The organism is Neoakkermansia glycaniphila, from assembly GCF_900097105.1.
Taxonomy (GTDB): Bacteria; Verrucomicrobiota; Verrucomicrobiia; order Verrucomicrobiales; family Akkermansiaceae; genus Akkermansia; species Akkermansia glycaniphila.
Map to the genome: position 1 here is coordinate 1,438,354 of NZ_LT629973.1, position 15,300 is coordinate 1,453,653.

Below are 15,300 nucleotides of genomic sequence, written 5' to 3' on the forward strand. Positions count from 1 at the left end.
CAAATAATCCTCCTGCTGCGGCGGCGTGGGAGGGGCAAGGCAGGGGCTGCGCTTCCCGCTTTATTTGCCGGGTTCGGACGTGAAGCGGATATTGCCGAGCCGGATGAGGCGGACGAGCCTGTTCGCCTCGTTGATGGCGTCGAGTCCGGAGATGGAGAACTCTTTGTAGAGTACATCCTGTACGATGGGGGTGGAAACGACGCGCCCCATGCAGACGATGGCGATGCGGGCGCGGCCTTTTTCCATCGGTTGTGTGAGCCGCCGCATGATTTGCCCTCCGTCTTCGCTGAGCGTCACATTGACATGGCCCCAGCGCTGGTAATCCGCATGGGCCTCGGCCATGTGCGCGTTTGTGATGAGCAGGCCGCTTTTTTCCGCATGCTCCGGCGTTTCCACGACGAGAGGCTGGATGTGCTGATTGTCGTTTTCATCCGCGAAGACGTGGTTCATCACGCGATAGCCTTCCGGGATGGCGCGGGGTTTGCCCTGCGCGTCGCGATCGGCCAGCAGGGCCTCGTTGTCCGGATGGACGCGCAGCAGGGCGACGAGGGGGCTGTCGAGCAGGGCGGCCATGTAGGAGTCGGCCTTTCCGGCAGCATCGCGCCGCAACAGGATGCGAAGTCCGTCCCTGCCTTCCGGTTGCACGGCGATGTTGTCCTGGAGCCCGGCATCGCAGGAGAGGCGCAGCTTGACCCATTGGAGCGCATCCTCCTGCCGCGTGCCGTCGTCGGAATCGCCGCCCGTGGTTTTCAGCACGAAGGAGGAAGCCTGTTCGCCGGGCAACGGTTTCCCGTCCCATGTGAAAATGGCATCTTCATCCCGTATGGTGGTGAATACGGGTTCCTGCTCAATGGTGAACCGGAGGCTGTTCGCGTGGCGATTCTTCGGTGAATAGAGGCCGTGGAGCAGAGTCATTTCCCGGTTCAAAGAGGAGTCGGGCATATAGAGGAATCCCTCGGGGAGTAGGCGTGCTTTCGGAGCGGCCAGAACATAGTTGTTGAGGACGATGGCAAAACGATCTGTTTTCGCGTCCTGAATCAGCTTGTCCATTTTGGAGGCTCCGCCCGGAGTCAAATTGATGTAGAATCCGCGCCAGAAGAAACATGGCCCTGCATCCCGGACATCGGTTTCCGAGAGATAACGGCCGTGTTTTTTTGCCGTTTCCGGTGTTTCAACCAGAAAGTGCCGAGAACCGTTGCCGCTGATGAGGCGGTAGCCTTCGGGAATGTGCCGGATTTCCCTCGAATCGTTGCGGTCGGCCAGCAGAGCCTCGTTGTCCGGATGCAGGCGCAGCAATTCCAGCGAGGGAGGTTCCAGAAACATGCGGCACCATTGGCCCGCATGTTTCGCCATGCTGCCGGAAAACCGGATGCGGACAAGTTCCTTTTCAGGATATGCGATGCTGTACTTGTCGATGTGGGCATCGGGATGGGCCATGTGCAGGATGACGGTACGATAGTCACGAAGGAAGATGACGGCGCTGTGCAGGGCGGTATTGGGGTATTCATCCTTCATGAATCCCTCCATGATAGGGTCGGACGGAGCGGTCTTTTCCGCTTCAAGGAAGGCGGCGAGGCTGGACGGCTCGAATTTCAGGACGAATGTGGCGATTTGTCCGGAGGCATTGTCTTCCGGTTTCTGTTCCTGCTGTCGGGCTGTTTCCGTGGCGGCGTACGAGGAAAGCGGAAGAAACGGCAGAATGAGGCCGAGAAGGAGGGTAGAGGGTTTCATCTCGTGCAGGATAGAGGGGAAGTGCGGATGCGTCAAGCCGGAAACAGGGCTTCCAGCCGGCGAAGGATGGTAAACGGAGGCGGGATTATTCGGCGGTTGAAGTTGGTTGGGAATTTTTCTGATGATCGACCCGAACCAAATGAATGTTTTTGGACGAGAGCCATTGCGCCGTTTGTGCGGTTTGTTGGGGCGTGTTCAGCGCGAAGGAGAGTTCTTTGTCGGGGTTGCCGGGAAGGTTCGGCGTGGCGATGATCCGGTTATCCATGACGAAGGCCAGCCGGGTTACCGCGGGATTCATGAGATCCTTGTACTGTTGCAGCTTGAGCCGCCCGGCCGGGGTCAGGGTAATGAGGATGCGGGTTGGATCCTGTTGATCGACGCAGGCTTTTGCGATGTTGTGTCTGGTGATGATGAAATCTTCCGCATACGCATCGTGCATGGGCAGTCTGGGTTCCGTAAGCGGATCATATTCCGTGCGCGTATCATGGGGGAACGGGGAGTTGGGTACGATCCAGTTGATTTCGGGCTCATTGGGAAATAGACAGAGCTCGGGAAATGGGCAGAGTACGATGGGAGGAGGTGACCAGCAGCGATGAATGTGGCAGAGAGTGATGATCGTGATATTGTTCCCGTAAATATCCGGCTGAGTGGTGATTTTGAGGATTGGGCTCTCGTGAGAATGGAGTTGCCTGATGAATCGCCGTTCCGGTTCCATATCCGTTTGAACGATGATTTCCGAAGCAAGCTTGCCGTTCGGATTGGTTTGCAGCATGATTCGAGCATTGCCGGGCATGTTGCGCACGATACCGGTTGCGAGCAAAACATCATTGTCGGGATGGACGGGGAGTATCCGGAAGGGGCCGGGGTGGCAAAGATACGATTCCAGATTGTCGGCCTGTTGCATGGCTTCGCCGCGAAGCTGTACGCGCACGCCGTGCCCGCCTTCCGGGAGGATGGCGATGCTATCCGGTTGTGTTCCCGCCAGTGCGAGGCGCAGCCGAATCCATTCCATTATTGCCTTTTGGTCGGAGATGGGCTTGCCGTCGTTGTCCCATGCTTCGAGGATGAGCGAGAGGGGTTTTTCGCCGGGAGAGATGGAGGCCATCTGTGCAGGAACCGTACTTTTTCCTGAAGGGGCCGGGCAGGATTGTCCTGCGGGTGCGGATGGTTCGCCGAGGGTGATGGCCGGCCATAGCGCCGGCAGGAGGCAGAGAACGCGGGTAGAGGTACTCATGCCTCCAATATAGGTGAGGCATGAGGGATGTCAAGCCGCTGTTACGACCTCGGCAGGGCGGCGAAGGAGTCCGCCAGTTTTTTGACGGAGGATCGGCCTTTGACGGCGAGAGTGGGAGCGAAGACGGTGAGGCGGTATTCTTCGAGCATGAAGCCGTGGTCGATCCATTCGGGATCCTGCGCGTGGGCGGGCAGGGCGGCAAGGTAGGGGGCGGCAAGGGGGGCGAATTGCTGCATGCGTTCGAGTTCGCGGGCGACGGGTTGCTGGGCGATGCGCTGGAGGCGGTCGCGGATGCCGCGCAGGAAGCGGTCGAGGTCCGGCAGGCGGTTGTAGCCCGTGCTCATCAGGAAGCGGGGGCGCATGAGCCAGGCAAGCTGGTTTTCAAGGTCGCGGGCGATGGGTTCGGTGTGGCGGCTTGCGCGTGCGGTGAGGCAGTATTCGCGGACGAGGGCGTCCGTGATGGCGAGGCTGTCCCAGAGGCGTGCGGTGGTTTTCGCGATGTCGAAGAGGTTTTCGCGGAGGCGGATGCAGGCAGCGTCGAAGGCTTCGGCGGTGCGGGGCAGCGGGGTGCCGACGGCTCCTTCCATGGTGACGTGGACGAGGTCTTCGAGGTTGTTTTTCGGCTGTTGGCCGAGGGTGGAGAGGGCGAGCTTTCCTTCGAGTCCGAGAGGGAATTTTTTCCGCAGGTGGTTGACGAAGTCGCCGTGGCGGAACTGGAGGAGGCGGATGATGCCGTGGCGGTGGGCGTCCTCGGCCTGCCTGCGGCGCGGGTAGACGTGGATTTTGACGCATTCTCGCCCGTCCTGCAGGGCGGGGTAGCCTTCGGCGGTGCCGAGCTGTACGGAAGAGGGCAGGTCGCCGCAGTCCCATTTGGTCATGCCGGTGCGGGGGAATTCGCGGACGGCGGCGCTGGCGAATTGTTTGTCGAGGAGGGGTTGCAGCCTTTGGCGGATGGCGGCGATGTCCGTGCCGAGGGCGAGTTCGTTGCCTTCGTCGTCGCAGACCCAGATTTTGGTGACGAGTTCGGCGGGGAGGCGCGAGAAGTCGAAGGCATCGGGGCGGCAGGGGCGGCGCGTTTCGGTTTCGACGAATTCGGAGAGGGCATCCGCGAGGCTTTCTTCGCGTTCGACTCCGTTCCAGAGTTCGGCGAAGTATTCCGCCTTTTGGGTGATGGGTTGCAGGAAGACGCGGATGTCTTTCGGGAGGCTGCGGAGCAGGCATTCCGCGCGCCGGGCGAGGTGGCCGGGTACGCCCCATCCGGGGAGCCAGTCGGGGAAGTCGCGGAGCTGTTCGATGTGGAGGCCGAGGGTGACGCCGTCGTCCGCAGAGCCGGGATCGTCGTTGTAGTAGACGGAGTATTCGTTGCCGGCGTGTGCGAGGGTGTCGGGGAATTCGCCGAGAAGAGATTCGTCTTCAAAGTGGTACATGGCTTCGTCTCGCGGGACGAAGAGGATTTCCGGGTTCTGCTTTTCTTCCTTGTCGCGCCACTGGCGAAGGGCTTTTTCGGTGCAGATGTTTTGCGGGATGGTGCGGTCGAGCCAGTCGAAGGCGCCGTCTTCGTACCAGATTTGCCCCCGGCGGCGGAGTTTGTATTCGACGAGTTCGATTTCTTCGCGGAGGTCGGCGAGGTGTTGGAGGAAGGGAGGGGTGTCGCGGAGGCGGTTTTGCAGGATGCCTTCGCGGATCATGATTTCGCGGGCGGCTTTGGGGTAGTGCCTGCCGTAGTGGATGCGGCGCCCGTCGATGAGGACGAGGCCGCCGCAGTTGACCCGTTCTTTGGCGTAGACGGCTCCGGCCTGCTGGTCCCAAGCGGCGTCGTAGGCGTGGCAGGTGCAGAGCTGCGGGGCGATCTGTTCGACCCATGCGGGGTCGAGTACGGCGCAGCGGCGCATCCACAGGCGGGTGGTTTCGACGAGTTCGACGCCCATGATCCATTCCGAGCGTTTGTTGCGGCGGAACATGCCGGAGCCGGGGAAGATGCCGAAGTTGCGGCCTCCGGCTCCGCGGTAGAGTTTTTCTTCCGGTTTCCAGATGCCGAAGAGGAGGGGACCGCCCGCGAGGATGGAGCGGTGGATCATGGCCGGAGTGGCCTGCGTTTCGGGCGTGCTGCCGAGGGGGGATGGTTTCCAGCGGAGGCTTTCCCTGAGAAGGCGCGAGAGGTCTTCATGCAGGTTGTGCCATTCGAGGATGCGCGGCATGTTCAGGAAGTTGGCGGAGCACCATTTGCGGAGTTGGTTGCGCCGCCACTGGCGGCCTTCCCTGTAGGCGAGGCTGTCCTGCCAGAGGAGGAGCATGCCGAGGAAGTCGCTGTCTTCGTGCCGCCATTTGGCCTGGGCGGCGTCTGCCTTGTCGGCGCAGTCGCTCGGGCGTTCGCGCGGGTCCATGATGCTGAGGCCGGAGACGATGACGAGGAGTTCGGCGAGCGCTTTTTCATGGTTGGCTTCCAGCAGCATGCGGCCGAGGCGGGGGTCGATGGGGAGGCGTGCGAGCTGGTGGCCGATGGGGGTGAGGTCTTTTTTCTTGTCGAAGGCGCCGATTTCGCGCAGGGTGCGGTAGCCTTCGTTGATGAGTTTGGGCGAGGGCGGGTCGGGCAGGGGGAATTCGGAGAGGGGCGGGAGGTTCAGGTCCGCCATGCGGAGGATGACTCCGGCGAGGGCGCTGCGCCGGATTTCCGGGTCGGTGAAGGGGGGGCGTTCTTCCCAGTTTTCTTCGCTGTACAGGCGGATGCAGACGCCTTCGCAGACGCGGCCGCATCGCCCGGCGCGCTGGCGTGCGCTGGCCTGCGAGATTTCTTCGATCTGGAGCCGCTGTACCTGCCGGGCGGGGCTGTAGCGGCTGAGGCGGGCGAGGCCGCTGTCGATCACGTAGATGATGCCGGGGATGGTCAGCGAGGTTTCGGCGACGTTGGTGGCGAGGACGATGCGGCGTTCTCCGCCCTTGGGCTGGAAGATGCGCTGCTGTTCCGCCAGTCCGAGGCGGGCGAAGAGGGGGAGGATGGCGGTGCGGGGGAGGTTTTCTCCCGCGAGTTTGTCGGCGACTTCACGGATTTCGCGTTCGCCGGGCAGGAAGACGAGGACGTCCCCCCGGTTGTCCATGCTGCTGAGCCAGTGGACGGCGCGGGCGACGTGTTCGGGCAGTTCCTCCTGTTCGTTGCGCGGCGGCATGTAGTGCATGTCCACGGGGTAGGTGCGGCCTTCGACGCTGACGACGGGTGCGCCGTCGAAGAATTCCGCGAAGCTGCCCGCGTCCATGGTGGCGGAGCTGATGATGAGTTTGAGGTCGCGCCTGCGCTGCAGGAGGAGTTTGAGGTAGCCGAGGAGGAAGTCGATGTTGAGGCTGCGCTCATGGGCTTCGTCGAGGATGATGGTGTGGTATTTGCGGAGGTCGCGGTCGGTCTGCGTTTCGGCCAGCAGGATGCCGTCCGTCATCAGCTTGAGGCGGGTTTCCTCGTTGCATTTTTCGTCGAAGCGCACCTGGTAGCCCACGTAACCGCCCAGCGGGCATTTGACTTCTTCCGCGATGCGCCGCGCAACGGCGACGGCGGCAAGGCGGCGGGGCTGCGTGCAGCCGAGGATGCCCCGGCGGTCTCCGGCCACTTCGAGGGCGATCTTGGGGAGCTGGGTGGTTTTGCCGGAGCCCGTTTCCCCGACGACGACGACGACCTGATGCTGCCGCAACGCATCCGCGATCGCCTGCCGGTGGCGGGCGATGGGGAGGTCGGGATAGGCGAATTCGGGCGGCATCGGCGGCCTATCGTACTGGCTGCAAGGCTGGGGCGCAAGCCTCGCGTGCGTCTTGGCGCATGGTGGGTGCGGGGCGGATTCGATGGCGAAGGCGGCTTTTCCGGTTGACACCGGGCGCGTTTGTGAGAAACTGGAGGAGAAAATGTCCGTCCCCCAGAATACCATTGCTCTGATTTTCGATTACGACCAGACCCTCAGTCCGCATAACATGCAGGAGGATACCGTGTTCCCCGAGTTCGGCATTTCCGCGCCGGAGTTCTGGAAGAAGTGCAACAGGCGCAGCGCGGAGGAAGGCTGGGACGGGGAGCTGAGCTATCTGAAGGAGCTGCTGGACGAGCTGCGGCTGGACGGCGTGAGCAATGCGGATCTGATGCGCCTTGGGCAGAAGCTGACCTATTTCAACGGGATTCCCGAGTTCTTTTCCGAGTTCGAGCAGCGCGCCCTGCTGGACGATCACAAGGCTGCCGGGCTGAAACTCGAATATTATATCGTTTCTTCCGGCCTCAAGGCGATTATCGACGGTTCTTCCATCCGCCCGCATCTGAAGGCGGTGTTCGGCTGCGAGTTCAGCGAGCGGGATGGCTGCATCGACTTTCCGAAGCGCGTGATTTCCCATACGACAAAGACGCAGTTCCTCTTCCGCATCAACAAGGGGATGCTGGACTACACGCAGGACGTGAACGACCACATGCCGGAAGATATGCGCCCCATTCCCTTCAAGCACATGATCTACATCGGCGACGGGCCGACGGATGTGCCGTGCTTCACCGTGATGCGTGCGCAGGGCGGCCACACCGTCGCCGTGTACAATGCGGACGACCTGACGGGCGCCAGCTTCCGCAAATGCTTCCACTTGAAGGCGGATTCGCACCGGGTCGATTTCTTTGCTCCGGCGGACTACCGCGAAGGCAGCCATCTGTCGCTCATTCTTGAAGAGATCGTGCGCACGGTCGCCCACGGCATTCTGGAATCGCGCCGCCGCACGGTGGAGGAATCCCTGTATTCCGCGCCCAAGATCTATTGATCGTTTTATTTCAATCAATGATAAAACATGATAGCCATGTGCGTAGTATGATGGTATGTCTACAATATCTCATCTATTGAAATCGGTTGTTGTGGCGGTCGCCTCGGCAAGCATGCTGCATGCGGCGCCAGCTGAAACGGAGCAGGAGCGGGATGGCAGAATGCAATGGTGGCGCGACGGAAAATTCGGTATGTTCATCCATTACGGGTTGTATTCCGGGCTGGCCGGTGAGGTCGACGGCAGGAAGTATGACGGCTGCGTGGAGTGGATACAGAACATGGCCGGCCTCGACAGCGACAGCTACGCGGCCAAGGCTCTCCCGCTGTTCAAGCCGCAGCGCGGTTGCGCCAAGGCATGGGTCGAGCTGGCCCGGGATGCCGGATGCAAATACATCGTCCTGACGAGCAAGCACCATGAAGGCTTTGCCCTGTTTGATTCGAAGGCGAGCGAGTTCAACAGCGTGAAGGCAACAGGAGCCGATATCGTGAAGGAATATGCCGAAGCATGCCGGGCAAACGGCATCAAAACGGGCTACTATTATTCCCTGCTGGATTGGCACCATCCCGACTATGACGGCAAGCTCGCCCTGTCGCGCGGCATCTCGTATCCTTCCGGCAATCTGAAAACCCACCGTTTCGGCAATCATGATGCCTACAAGGCTTTCCTGAAACGGCAAATCGGTGAGTTGACGTCGAACTACGGAGCAGTCGATCTGATCTGGTGGGATTTCAGTTCCCGGGGATTTCAGGGTGACGAAGCATGGGGTGCGTCCGATTTGCTGCGCATGGTCAGGGACAAGCACCCGCAGGTTGTCATGAACAACCGGCTTTACGATGCGGCTACGGTCAAGGACCACGGGCCGATGACTGCCACGGCTCGCGAAAAGGGCGATTTCACCACGCCCGAACACTATATTCCCGAGAAGGGCGTGCGTGGCGACTGGGAAGCCTGCATGACGCTGAACGGCACATGGGGCTATTCAGCGACCAATAACGACTGGAAGACGCCCGAAGTTCTCGTCCGGCAACTGGCGGACACCGTCAGCCGGGGTGGCAATTTCCTGCTGAATCTCGGGCCGAAGGCGGACGGCAGCATTCCGGAAGAATCGGTTCGCCTGTTTCAGGCCATCGGCGCATGGATGAAGATCAATCAGGAGGCCATCTACGGTACGACGGCGAGTCCGTTCGCCGAGCCGTTCCCGTGGGGCGTGGTCACCGGAAAGGGAGATGCGCTTTACCTCATCATGTACGAGATGCCGAAGGACGGCATCCTGAAGCTTCCTTATGCCATGCAGGGCTCTCCTTCGGCTCAGGCTCTGGCTGACAGCTCGTCCGTGCCTGTGCGGCAGGAGGAAGGCGGAACCGTGCTGGATGTCTCGAAAATCCGCATGATGCCCTGTGCAACGGTCGTCAAACTTGCAGGCAAGGGAGAAGTGCTTCCCATGCGCCAGTAAAAAAGATATACTGAATTCCGTGAAAGCTGTATTGATGTGTTTGCTGATGATGGGAACGGCTTTTGGCGAATCCGGATGGCAGCCCTTGTGGCAGCCGAAGGAAAATACGCCCGGTTACGATGCCGCCGCTCCTGCGGAGTACAAGCTGGATGCCGAGCGCACCACGAGCATCCACATGCCCGCCTACAGCCTTTATCTTCCTGAAGGCCGTCCCGGCAAGCCGATGCCTGCCGTGTGTATCTTCCCTGGCGGGGCGTACTGTATTTTGGCGCTGGATCTCGAAGGTTCGGAACTCGCGGGGTGGCTGAACAAGCAGGGTATCGCCGCCATCGTGGTGAAATACCGGGTCAGTTCCGATCCGAAACATCCCGAAAGATTTCCCCGCCAGCTGATGGATGCCCGCCGCGCCATCCGCACCGTGCGCTCTCACGCGAAGGAATGGAATATCGACCCGGATAAAATCGGCGTGATCGGTTTCTCCGCCGGAGGCCATCTCGCCGCGCTGGCGACGACGTGGACGGGGCCGCTCGAGGGAGAGACGGATGACGCGATCGACAAGATATCGCCTGCCGTCAACTTCGGCATGTTCATCTACCCCGTGATCAGCATGGGCAGGCCGTACACGCACAGTTCGCTGAAAGGCTTGTTCCCGCAGCAATATGTGCAGGGCGAAGGCATGGCGCGTGTGTCCCCCGACCGTCAGGTTACGGAGCAAACACCGCCGCTTTTCGTCGTCCAGTCGGCAGATGATTTCGTGTCCCCGCTGAACAGCCTGGACATTGTACGCGCTGCGCAGGAAAAGGGCGTGCCTGTGGAATACCATCTGTACCGCACGGGCGGTCACGGCTACGGCGTGCGCCTGCAGAACAAGCCGACCGATGCCTGGCCTCAGGCGGCGGAGCAGTGGCTCAAACAGTTCAAACCCGAAAACTGAACGCTTCCCGACTCCACAACGCCAACCCTTCCAAATGAAAACACTCATCGCTTTGACCATGCTTGCTTCCCTCTCCTTTGCCCAGGAATCCGGATGGCAGCCCTTGTGGCAGCCGAAGGAAAATACGCCCGGCTACGATGCCGCCATGCCTCCGGAAAACTATCCGGATGCCGAACACGTGACCAACGTACACCTGCCTGAATACCGTGTCTTCCTTCCCGAAGGGGAATCGGACAAGCCGCGGCCTGCCGTGTGCATCTTTCCGGGCGGAGGGTACCAGAATCTGGCGTTGGCCAAGGAAGGCGAGGAAATCGGCCGCTGGCTGGCATCGCAGGGCTTTGTCGGCATGGCCGTGAAGTACCGTGTCAGTGCGGACGGCAAACACCCCGAAGCATTTCCCCACCAGCTGATGGATGCGCGCCGCGCCATCCGTACACTGCGGGCGCATGCGAAGGAATGGAACGTCGATCCGAATAAAATCGGTGTGATCGGTTTCTCTGCCGGAGGCCATCTGGCCGCTCTGGCGACGACGTGGAAGGACGACGTGCAGGGCGAGACGAAAGATACCATCGACAAGGAATCTCCCGCCACCGGCTTTGCCATGCTCATCTACCCGGTCATCAGCATGGACAAGCCGTATGTCCACGGAGGATCGAAGAATGCTCTTCTGGGGCAGGCGAAGGATGCGGAGCTGGTCAAAAAATGCTCGCCCTACCTGCAGGTTACGCGGCAGACTCCTCCCTTGTTCGTCGTGCAATCCGCCGATGACGGCGTCTCCGCGCTGAACAGTCTCGACATGGTGCGCGCCGCACAGGAAAAAGGCGTGCCTGTGGAATACCATCTTTACAGGAAAGGCGGCCACGGCTACGGCATGCGGAAGCAGAACAAACCGACCGATGCCTGGCCGCAGGAAGCCGAAAAATGGCTGAAACAATTCAAGCAATAAAACAAACATTCCCCCTCCCCTATGAACCTGCCCTACTCTCTGAAACTTGCGGCTCCTCTGGTGGCCGCCCTCCTTCTGATGCCTTCGCCGGCCCTCGGCAACGGAGGCGGCTACAGCATCGACGGAACGAAATCCGGTTCCATTCTCCCCTTCGACATGGAAGACATTGCCGCCGTGGCGATGGAAACGGAAAATCTGGAGATTGATCTCGGTATGCGCGGTGCGTCGATACGCGTCGATTACCGCCTGCGGAATACGCGGAATGAACCGGTGAAGGTAAGATTCGGCTTCCCCATGGAAAGCAGTCCGGGCGACAAATTATCCGGGTATCAAGTGCTTGCCCGAGGTGTGGCGCTGCCTCACCGGGAAGTTGTACAGGCCGACGATTCGGTGCCCGATCAGGACGGAAGGGTTATGGTTTCCATCATGCCGGAAACGATTCAGAGCTGGATGGTTTCGGAACTCGATTTTGCGCCGAACGAGACTTTGACTCTTGGCATCCGGTGCAATGTACCCCATTTCTGCACGCATGGAAGCGGGGTCTTCTCTTCCTGCAAGCGGATGGTTTACCGCCTTTCTTCCGCCGCCGTCTGGGCCGGGCCGATCCTGAAAGGGAAGATCACGGTGCGCGCCCCGTTCATGGAAGAGGATGACCTGCGGATCGAGTCTCCCGCCAATCGTTTCAAAAGAAAAGACGGCGCATGGGTATGGGAGTTCTCCGATCTGGAGCCGACGCTGGCCGATGATATCAAGATCGATCTGGACGGAGGCAGGGAAGAACACGACGTCGAGGAGGCAAAACCCCGGGGAACTTACATCATCCAGGGTCGCAAATACGGCCAGAGCATTCTGGCGCACGATATTTCCATCACCGCTTCCGCCACGCAAACGGGCAACATTCCGGGGCTGGAAGCAAGGGATATCACCTTCAATGTGCGGAACCTTCCGCAGGATTACAAGCACGACGGAAAATGGTATGTCTGGGGAGTTCCGGGCAGGGGAATCGGCGAATCCGTGACGGTGACTCTCGACCGCCCATGCCGGTTGGCAGGCTTTTACCTCTGCCCGGGAGTCAAGAGAGGAGGCGGAGAATTCGACCGGAAGACAGCCCCTTCCTTCGGGCAATATGGAAGCGTGGAAGAAATGGATGTCGTCGTCAACGGGACATGGAAACGCAAGGTGCGCTTCGAGCCGGGAGCTGGCGGGAGCCGCTGGGTTTCCCTGCATGCCTGCCCTGAGGAAGCGCGGACGATACGCTTCATCATCAGGCAAAGCAGCCCGGGCAGCGGCTATAACGTCACCTGCCTGTCCGATCTGCGGTTGTACCGCAAACTGTCCAAAGAGCCGAAAATCACTCCTCTGCGCTGATTCTCTTACCCATCTTCATGAACCAGAACATGTATTGCAATCGATGAAACAGAAAAATATGATCTTGTGCAGCCTGTTGGCTGCGGTGTATTCGTGGGCCGCAACTCCGGCTCTTGCCCAGAGCGAGTGGTCGGAAGGCATTCGCTCCGGCGCGATTCTCCCCCTCTCCACGGATGCCGGCGATTCCGATGAGAACCTTTCTCCCGTCACGAAAGAAATTTCCCCCGTAGTGATGGAAGAGCAAGATCTGTCCATCGACCTCTGGACGTCCGGAGCGGAGATCCGGGTAACCTGCCGCCTGAGGAACGTGACGGATCGCCCCGCATACGTCCGGTTCGGTTTTCCCGTTGAAGCGTTGAATGGCAAAGCCGTGAAAGAGTACGGCATTTCCTCGCGGGGAGTACGGTTTATCGGCTTTCAGGAAGGCTACCGGGAAGTGATGCGGCGCGTCGAACCCGCCAAACATTCGGAGGATGAACAGGCAACAGAATCTTTTGTGCCTGAAATGAGCCGGGGGTGGATGGTTTCCGAACTGGACTTCGCACCGAAGGAGGAAGTGAAAGTCCGCATTCGGTGCCGCGTACCCTATCTGGTGGAATACACCGGAGATACGGCCATGAACAGGAAACTGGTTTACCGCCTTTCCCCGGCATCCTTCTGGCATGGGCCGATCGGCAAGGGCAAGGTGACAGTGAAGGCCCGCTCCGTGGATGCGGACGATGTAGCGATCTCTCCCGCCCATCGTTTCGTACGCCGCAACCATGCGTGGGAATGGTCGTTCGAGAATCTGGAGCCGACAGAGGCGGACGATATCGAAATCACGCTCGATCCGGAAAACGATATGAACGACAGCTGCCGCCGCGACGAAATCGTCCGGGGGGCGGATGGCGCTGCGGTTCGGTTCGTGCCGGTCGAAGGCATGGCTGTAGCGGCCACTTCGCAGGCAAAGGGAACCGTACCCGAAGTGGACATTCCGGGGCTGGCCTTCGAACCGGAAAACATGCTGGATAATCCGAAGCGGGAAGGCCAGTGGTATCATGTATGGGGCGTGCCGGGGAAAGGGCGCGGCGAATCCGCCACCGTCACCTTGCCGCAGCCGGAGAAACTGGCCGGATTCTTCATTTGCCCGGGCTTCGGTACTCCCACGATTGCCGGGGGGCTGGAATCCCTGTTCCCCGAATACGGCAGCGTGACGGAAATGGAAGTCATCGTCAACGGGACGTGGAAACGCCAGGTTCGCTTTGAACCGGGGTACGATGGCAGCAGGTGGGTATCGCTGAAAGATTGCCCGCTGAAGGCCGAAACCGTGCAACTCATCATCAAGGACAGCGTACCCGGCAGCGTGTACGATATCACCTGCCTGTCCGACATGCGTTTCTACCGTGAATTGTCAAAGGATGACTCGGCCCGGCAGGAGCGTTAAGGTATGAAGCGGAACGTGTCAATTTATTCAACAGATCATCAACATGAACATACAATCTACCCTTGTGCCGTCTCTGCTGGCGACGCTCTGTTTCCTGATGGTTTCCCCGGTGCAGGCCAATGGTGGAGGCTGGTCGTCGGGAGTCCGCTCCGGCGCGATCCTTCCCTTCGACATGGAAGATATTTCCTCCGTGGCGATGGAGACGGAAGACCTGACGATCGACCTTTGGACGTCCGGCGCAGAAATTCGGGTCACCTACCTCTTGCGGAACACGACGGACAAACCCGTGGACGTCCGGTTCGGCTTCCCCATTGAATCGACGTACCGGAATGCCGTGACGGAGTACAGCGTCGCCGTGCAGGGCGAGCGGAAAACGGGCTACCGTGAAGTGCTTCAACCTCGTGACCCCGAAGAACCGCCAAAAGAGGAGGAGCTCTTCGATGGAGAACCTCTGCCGGAAACGATTCAGGGCTGGATGGTTTCCGACCTGCGATTTGCCCCGAAGGAAGCATTGAAGCTCCGCATCCGGTGCCGCGTCCCCTACCTGTCGGAATACAGCGGGGATATTGAGCAAAGCCGAAAAATGATATACCGCCTTTCTCCGGCATCCGTCTGGCATGGCCCGATCGGCAAGGGCAAGGTGACGGTGCGGGCCCGCTCCGTGGACGCGGGCGATGTGGCGATTGCCCCCGCCCATCGTTTCGTGCGCCGCAACCATGCGTGGGAATGGTCGTTCGAGAATCTGGAGCCGACCACGGCGGACGATCTTGAAATCACGCTTGATCCGGCAGAAGTGCTGTACGATGAATCCGGGGAGAGAGTCATGTCCCGGAAGATAGGCAATTCGGCGGCGCAGTGCATCCTGCCGGATGGCATGGCCGTATCGGCGACTTCCCAAGCGAAAGGTTCCGTATCCGAGGTGGACATTCCGGGGCTGACCTTTGCGCCGGAGAACCTGCTGATCCGACGGAGTACGGCAGAGCGGTGGTACCATGTCTGGGGTGTACCGGGAAGAGGGCGCGGCGAATCCGTCACCGTCACTCTGCCGCAGTCCGAGAAATTGGCGGGATTCTTCATCTGCCCGGGCTTCGGCATTCCCATTCGCGACTCGGGGCTGGATTCATGGTTTTCCGAATACGGCAGCGTCACGGAAATGGAAGTCGTCGTCAACGGGACATGGAAACGCATGGTGCGCTTTGAACCGGGATACGATAGCAACAGATGGGTATCTCTGGAAGATTGCCCGCTGAAAGCCGAAACCGTGCAACTCGTCATCAAGGACAGCGTACCCGGCAGCGTGTACGACATCACCTGCCTGTCCGATCTGCGCTTCTACAGGAATATGGACAGGAAGCCGACGGGCAGCTGGAAGCCCCTCGAAGAAAAAGATGAATAAAATGCTGTTTTATTTCGGACGATATGCTGCTTGACGCGTTATAGTAAA

10 protein-coding genes are annotated in these 15,300 nt (G+C 60.1%); 7 read left to right on the forward strand and 3 right to left on the reverse strand.

What is annotated here, in order from left to right; genetic code table 11:
- Positions 1-60 precede the first annotated feature (60 nt).
- From PYTT_RS06035 to hrpA, 3 genes are all read right to left on the reverse strand, one after another.
- Positions 61-1,731, reverse strand: a complete 1,671-nt coding sequence (locus PYTT_RS06035; protein WP_067776007.1) for a SecDF P1 head subdomain-containing protein — start codon at positions 1,729-1,731, stop codon at positions 61-63.
- Positions 1,732-1,816: 85 nt separating this feature from the next.
- Positions 1,817-2,965, reverse strand: coding sequence for a hypothetical protein (locus PYTT_RS06040; protein ID WP_067776004.1), 1,149 nt, complete (start codon positions 2,963-2,965; stop codon positions 1,817-1,819).
- Between the two features lie 41 nt (positions 2,966-3,006).
- Entirely contained in the window at positions 3,007-6,819 is a 3,813-nt protein-coding gene (hrpA, locus tag PYTT_RS06045; protein WP_172801776.1) for an ATP-dependent RNA helicase HrpA, read from the reverse strand.
- A gap of 31 nt (positions 6,820-6,850) precedes the next feature.
- Between hrpA and PYTT_RS06050 the strand changes: the two genes are divergently transcribed.
- The 7 genes from PYTT_RS06050 to PYTT_RS06080 are packed head-to-tail and all read left to right on the forward strand — an operon-like array spanning position 6,851 to position 15,252.
- Positions 6,851-7,732, forward strand: coding sequence for an HAD family hydrolase (locus PYTT_RS06050; protein ID WP_067777166.1), 882 nt, complete (start codon positions 6,851-6,853; stop codon positions 7,730-7,732).
- Between the two features lie 55 nt (positions 7,733-7,787).
- On the forward strand, positions 7,788-9,185 hold the full coding sequence (locus PYTT_RS06055) for an alpha-L-fucosidase (protein WP_083076972.1): 1,398 nt from the start codon (positions 7,788-7,790) through the stop codon (positions 9,183-9,185).
- A 19-nt stretch (positions 9,186-9,204) separates the two neighbouring features.
- Entirely contained in the window at positions 9,205-10,119 is a 915-nt protein-coding gene (locus PYTT_RS06060; protein WP_141675885.1) for an alpha/beta hydrolase, read from the forward strand.
- 34 nt (positions 10,120-10,153) lie between these two features.
- Positions 10,154-11,065 carry an alpha/beta hydrolase gene (locus PYTT_RS06065; protein ID WP_172801777.1) on the forward strand — a complete coding sequence of 304 codons (912 nt, stop codon included), beginning with the start codon at positions 10,154-10,156 and terminating at the stop codon, positions 11,063-11,065.
- 21 nt (positions 11,066-11,086) lie between these two features.
- The gene (locus PYTT_RS06070) at positions 11,087-12,433 is read left to right on the forward strand and encodes an NADase-type glycan-binding domain-containing protein (RefSeq protein ID WP_067777538.1); all 1,347 of its coding nucleotides are present in this window, start codon (positions 11,087-11,089) and stop codon (positions 12,431-12,433) included.
- A 43-nt stretch (positions 12,434-12,476) separates the two neighbouring features.
- Complete coding sequence (locus PYTT_RS06075) at positions 12,477-13,856, forward strand: hypothetical protein (protein WP_067777539.1); 1,380 nt, start codon at positions 12,477-12,479, stop codon at positions 13,854-13,856.
- A 43-nt stretch (positions 13,857-13,899) separates the two neighbouring features.
- Positions 13,900-15,252, forward strand: coding sequence for a DUF4424 family protein (locus PYTT_RS06080; protein WP_067777540.1), 1,353 nt, complete (start codon positions 13,900-13,902; stop codon positions 15,250-15,252).
- Positions 15,253-15,300: the final 48 nt, after the last annotated feature.

What these genes read in the sequence shown, in the direction of transcription:
- PYTT_RS06035 (WP_067776007.1), bottom strand. Translation starts at nt 1,731, where the DNA reads ATGAAACCCTCTACCCTCCTTCTCGGCCTCATTCTGCCGTTTCTTCCG.
- PYTT_RS06040 (WP_067776004.1), bottom strand. Translation starts at nt 2,965, where the DNA reads ATGAGTACCTCTACCCGCGTTCTCTGCCTCCTGCCGGCGCTATGGCCG.
- PYTT_RS06050 (WP_067777166.1), top strand. Translation starts at nt 6,851, where the DNA reads ATGTCCGTCCCCCAGAATACCATTGCTCTGATTTTCGATTACGACCAG.
- PYTT_RS06055 (WP_083076972.1), top strand. Translation starts at nt 7,788, where the DNA reads ATGTCTACAATATCTCATCTATTGAAATCGGTTGTTGTGGCGGTCGCC.
- PYTT_RS06065 (WP_172801777.1), top strand. Translation starts at nt 10,154, where the DNA reads ATGAAAACACTCATCGCTTTGACCATGCTTGCTTCCCTCTCCTTTGCC.
- PYTT_RS06070 (WP_067777538.1), top strand. Translation starts at nt 11,087, where the DNA reads ATGAACCTGCCCTACTCTCTGAAACTTGCGGCTCCTCTGGTGGCCGCC.
- PYTT_RS06075 (WP_067777539.1), top strand. Translation starts at nt 12,477, where the DNA reads ATGAAACAGAAAAATATGATCTTGTGCAGCCTGTTGGCTGCGGTGTAT.
- PYTT_RS06080 (WP_067777540.1), top strand. Translation starts at nt 13,900, where the DNA reads ATGAACATACAATCTACCCTTGTGCCGTCTCTGCTGGCGACGCTCTGT.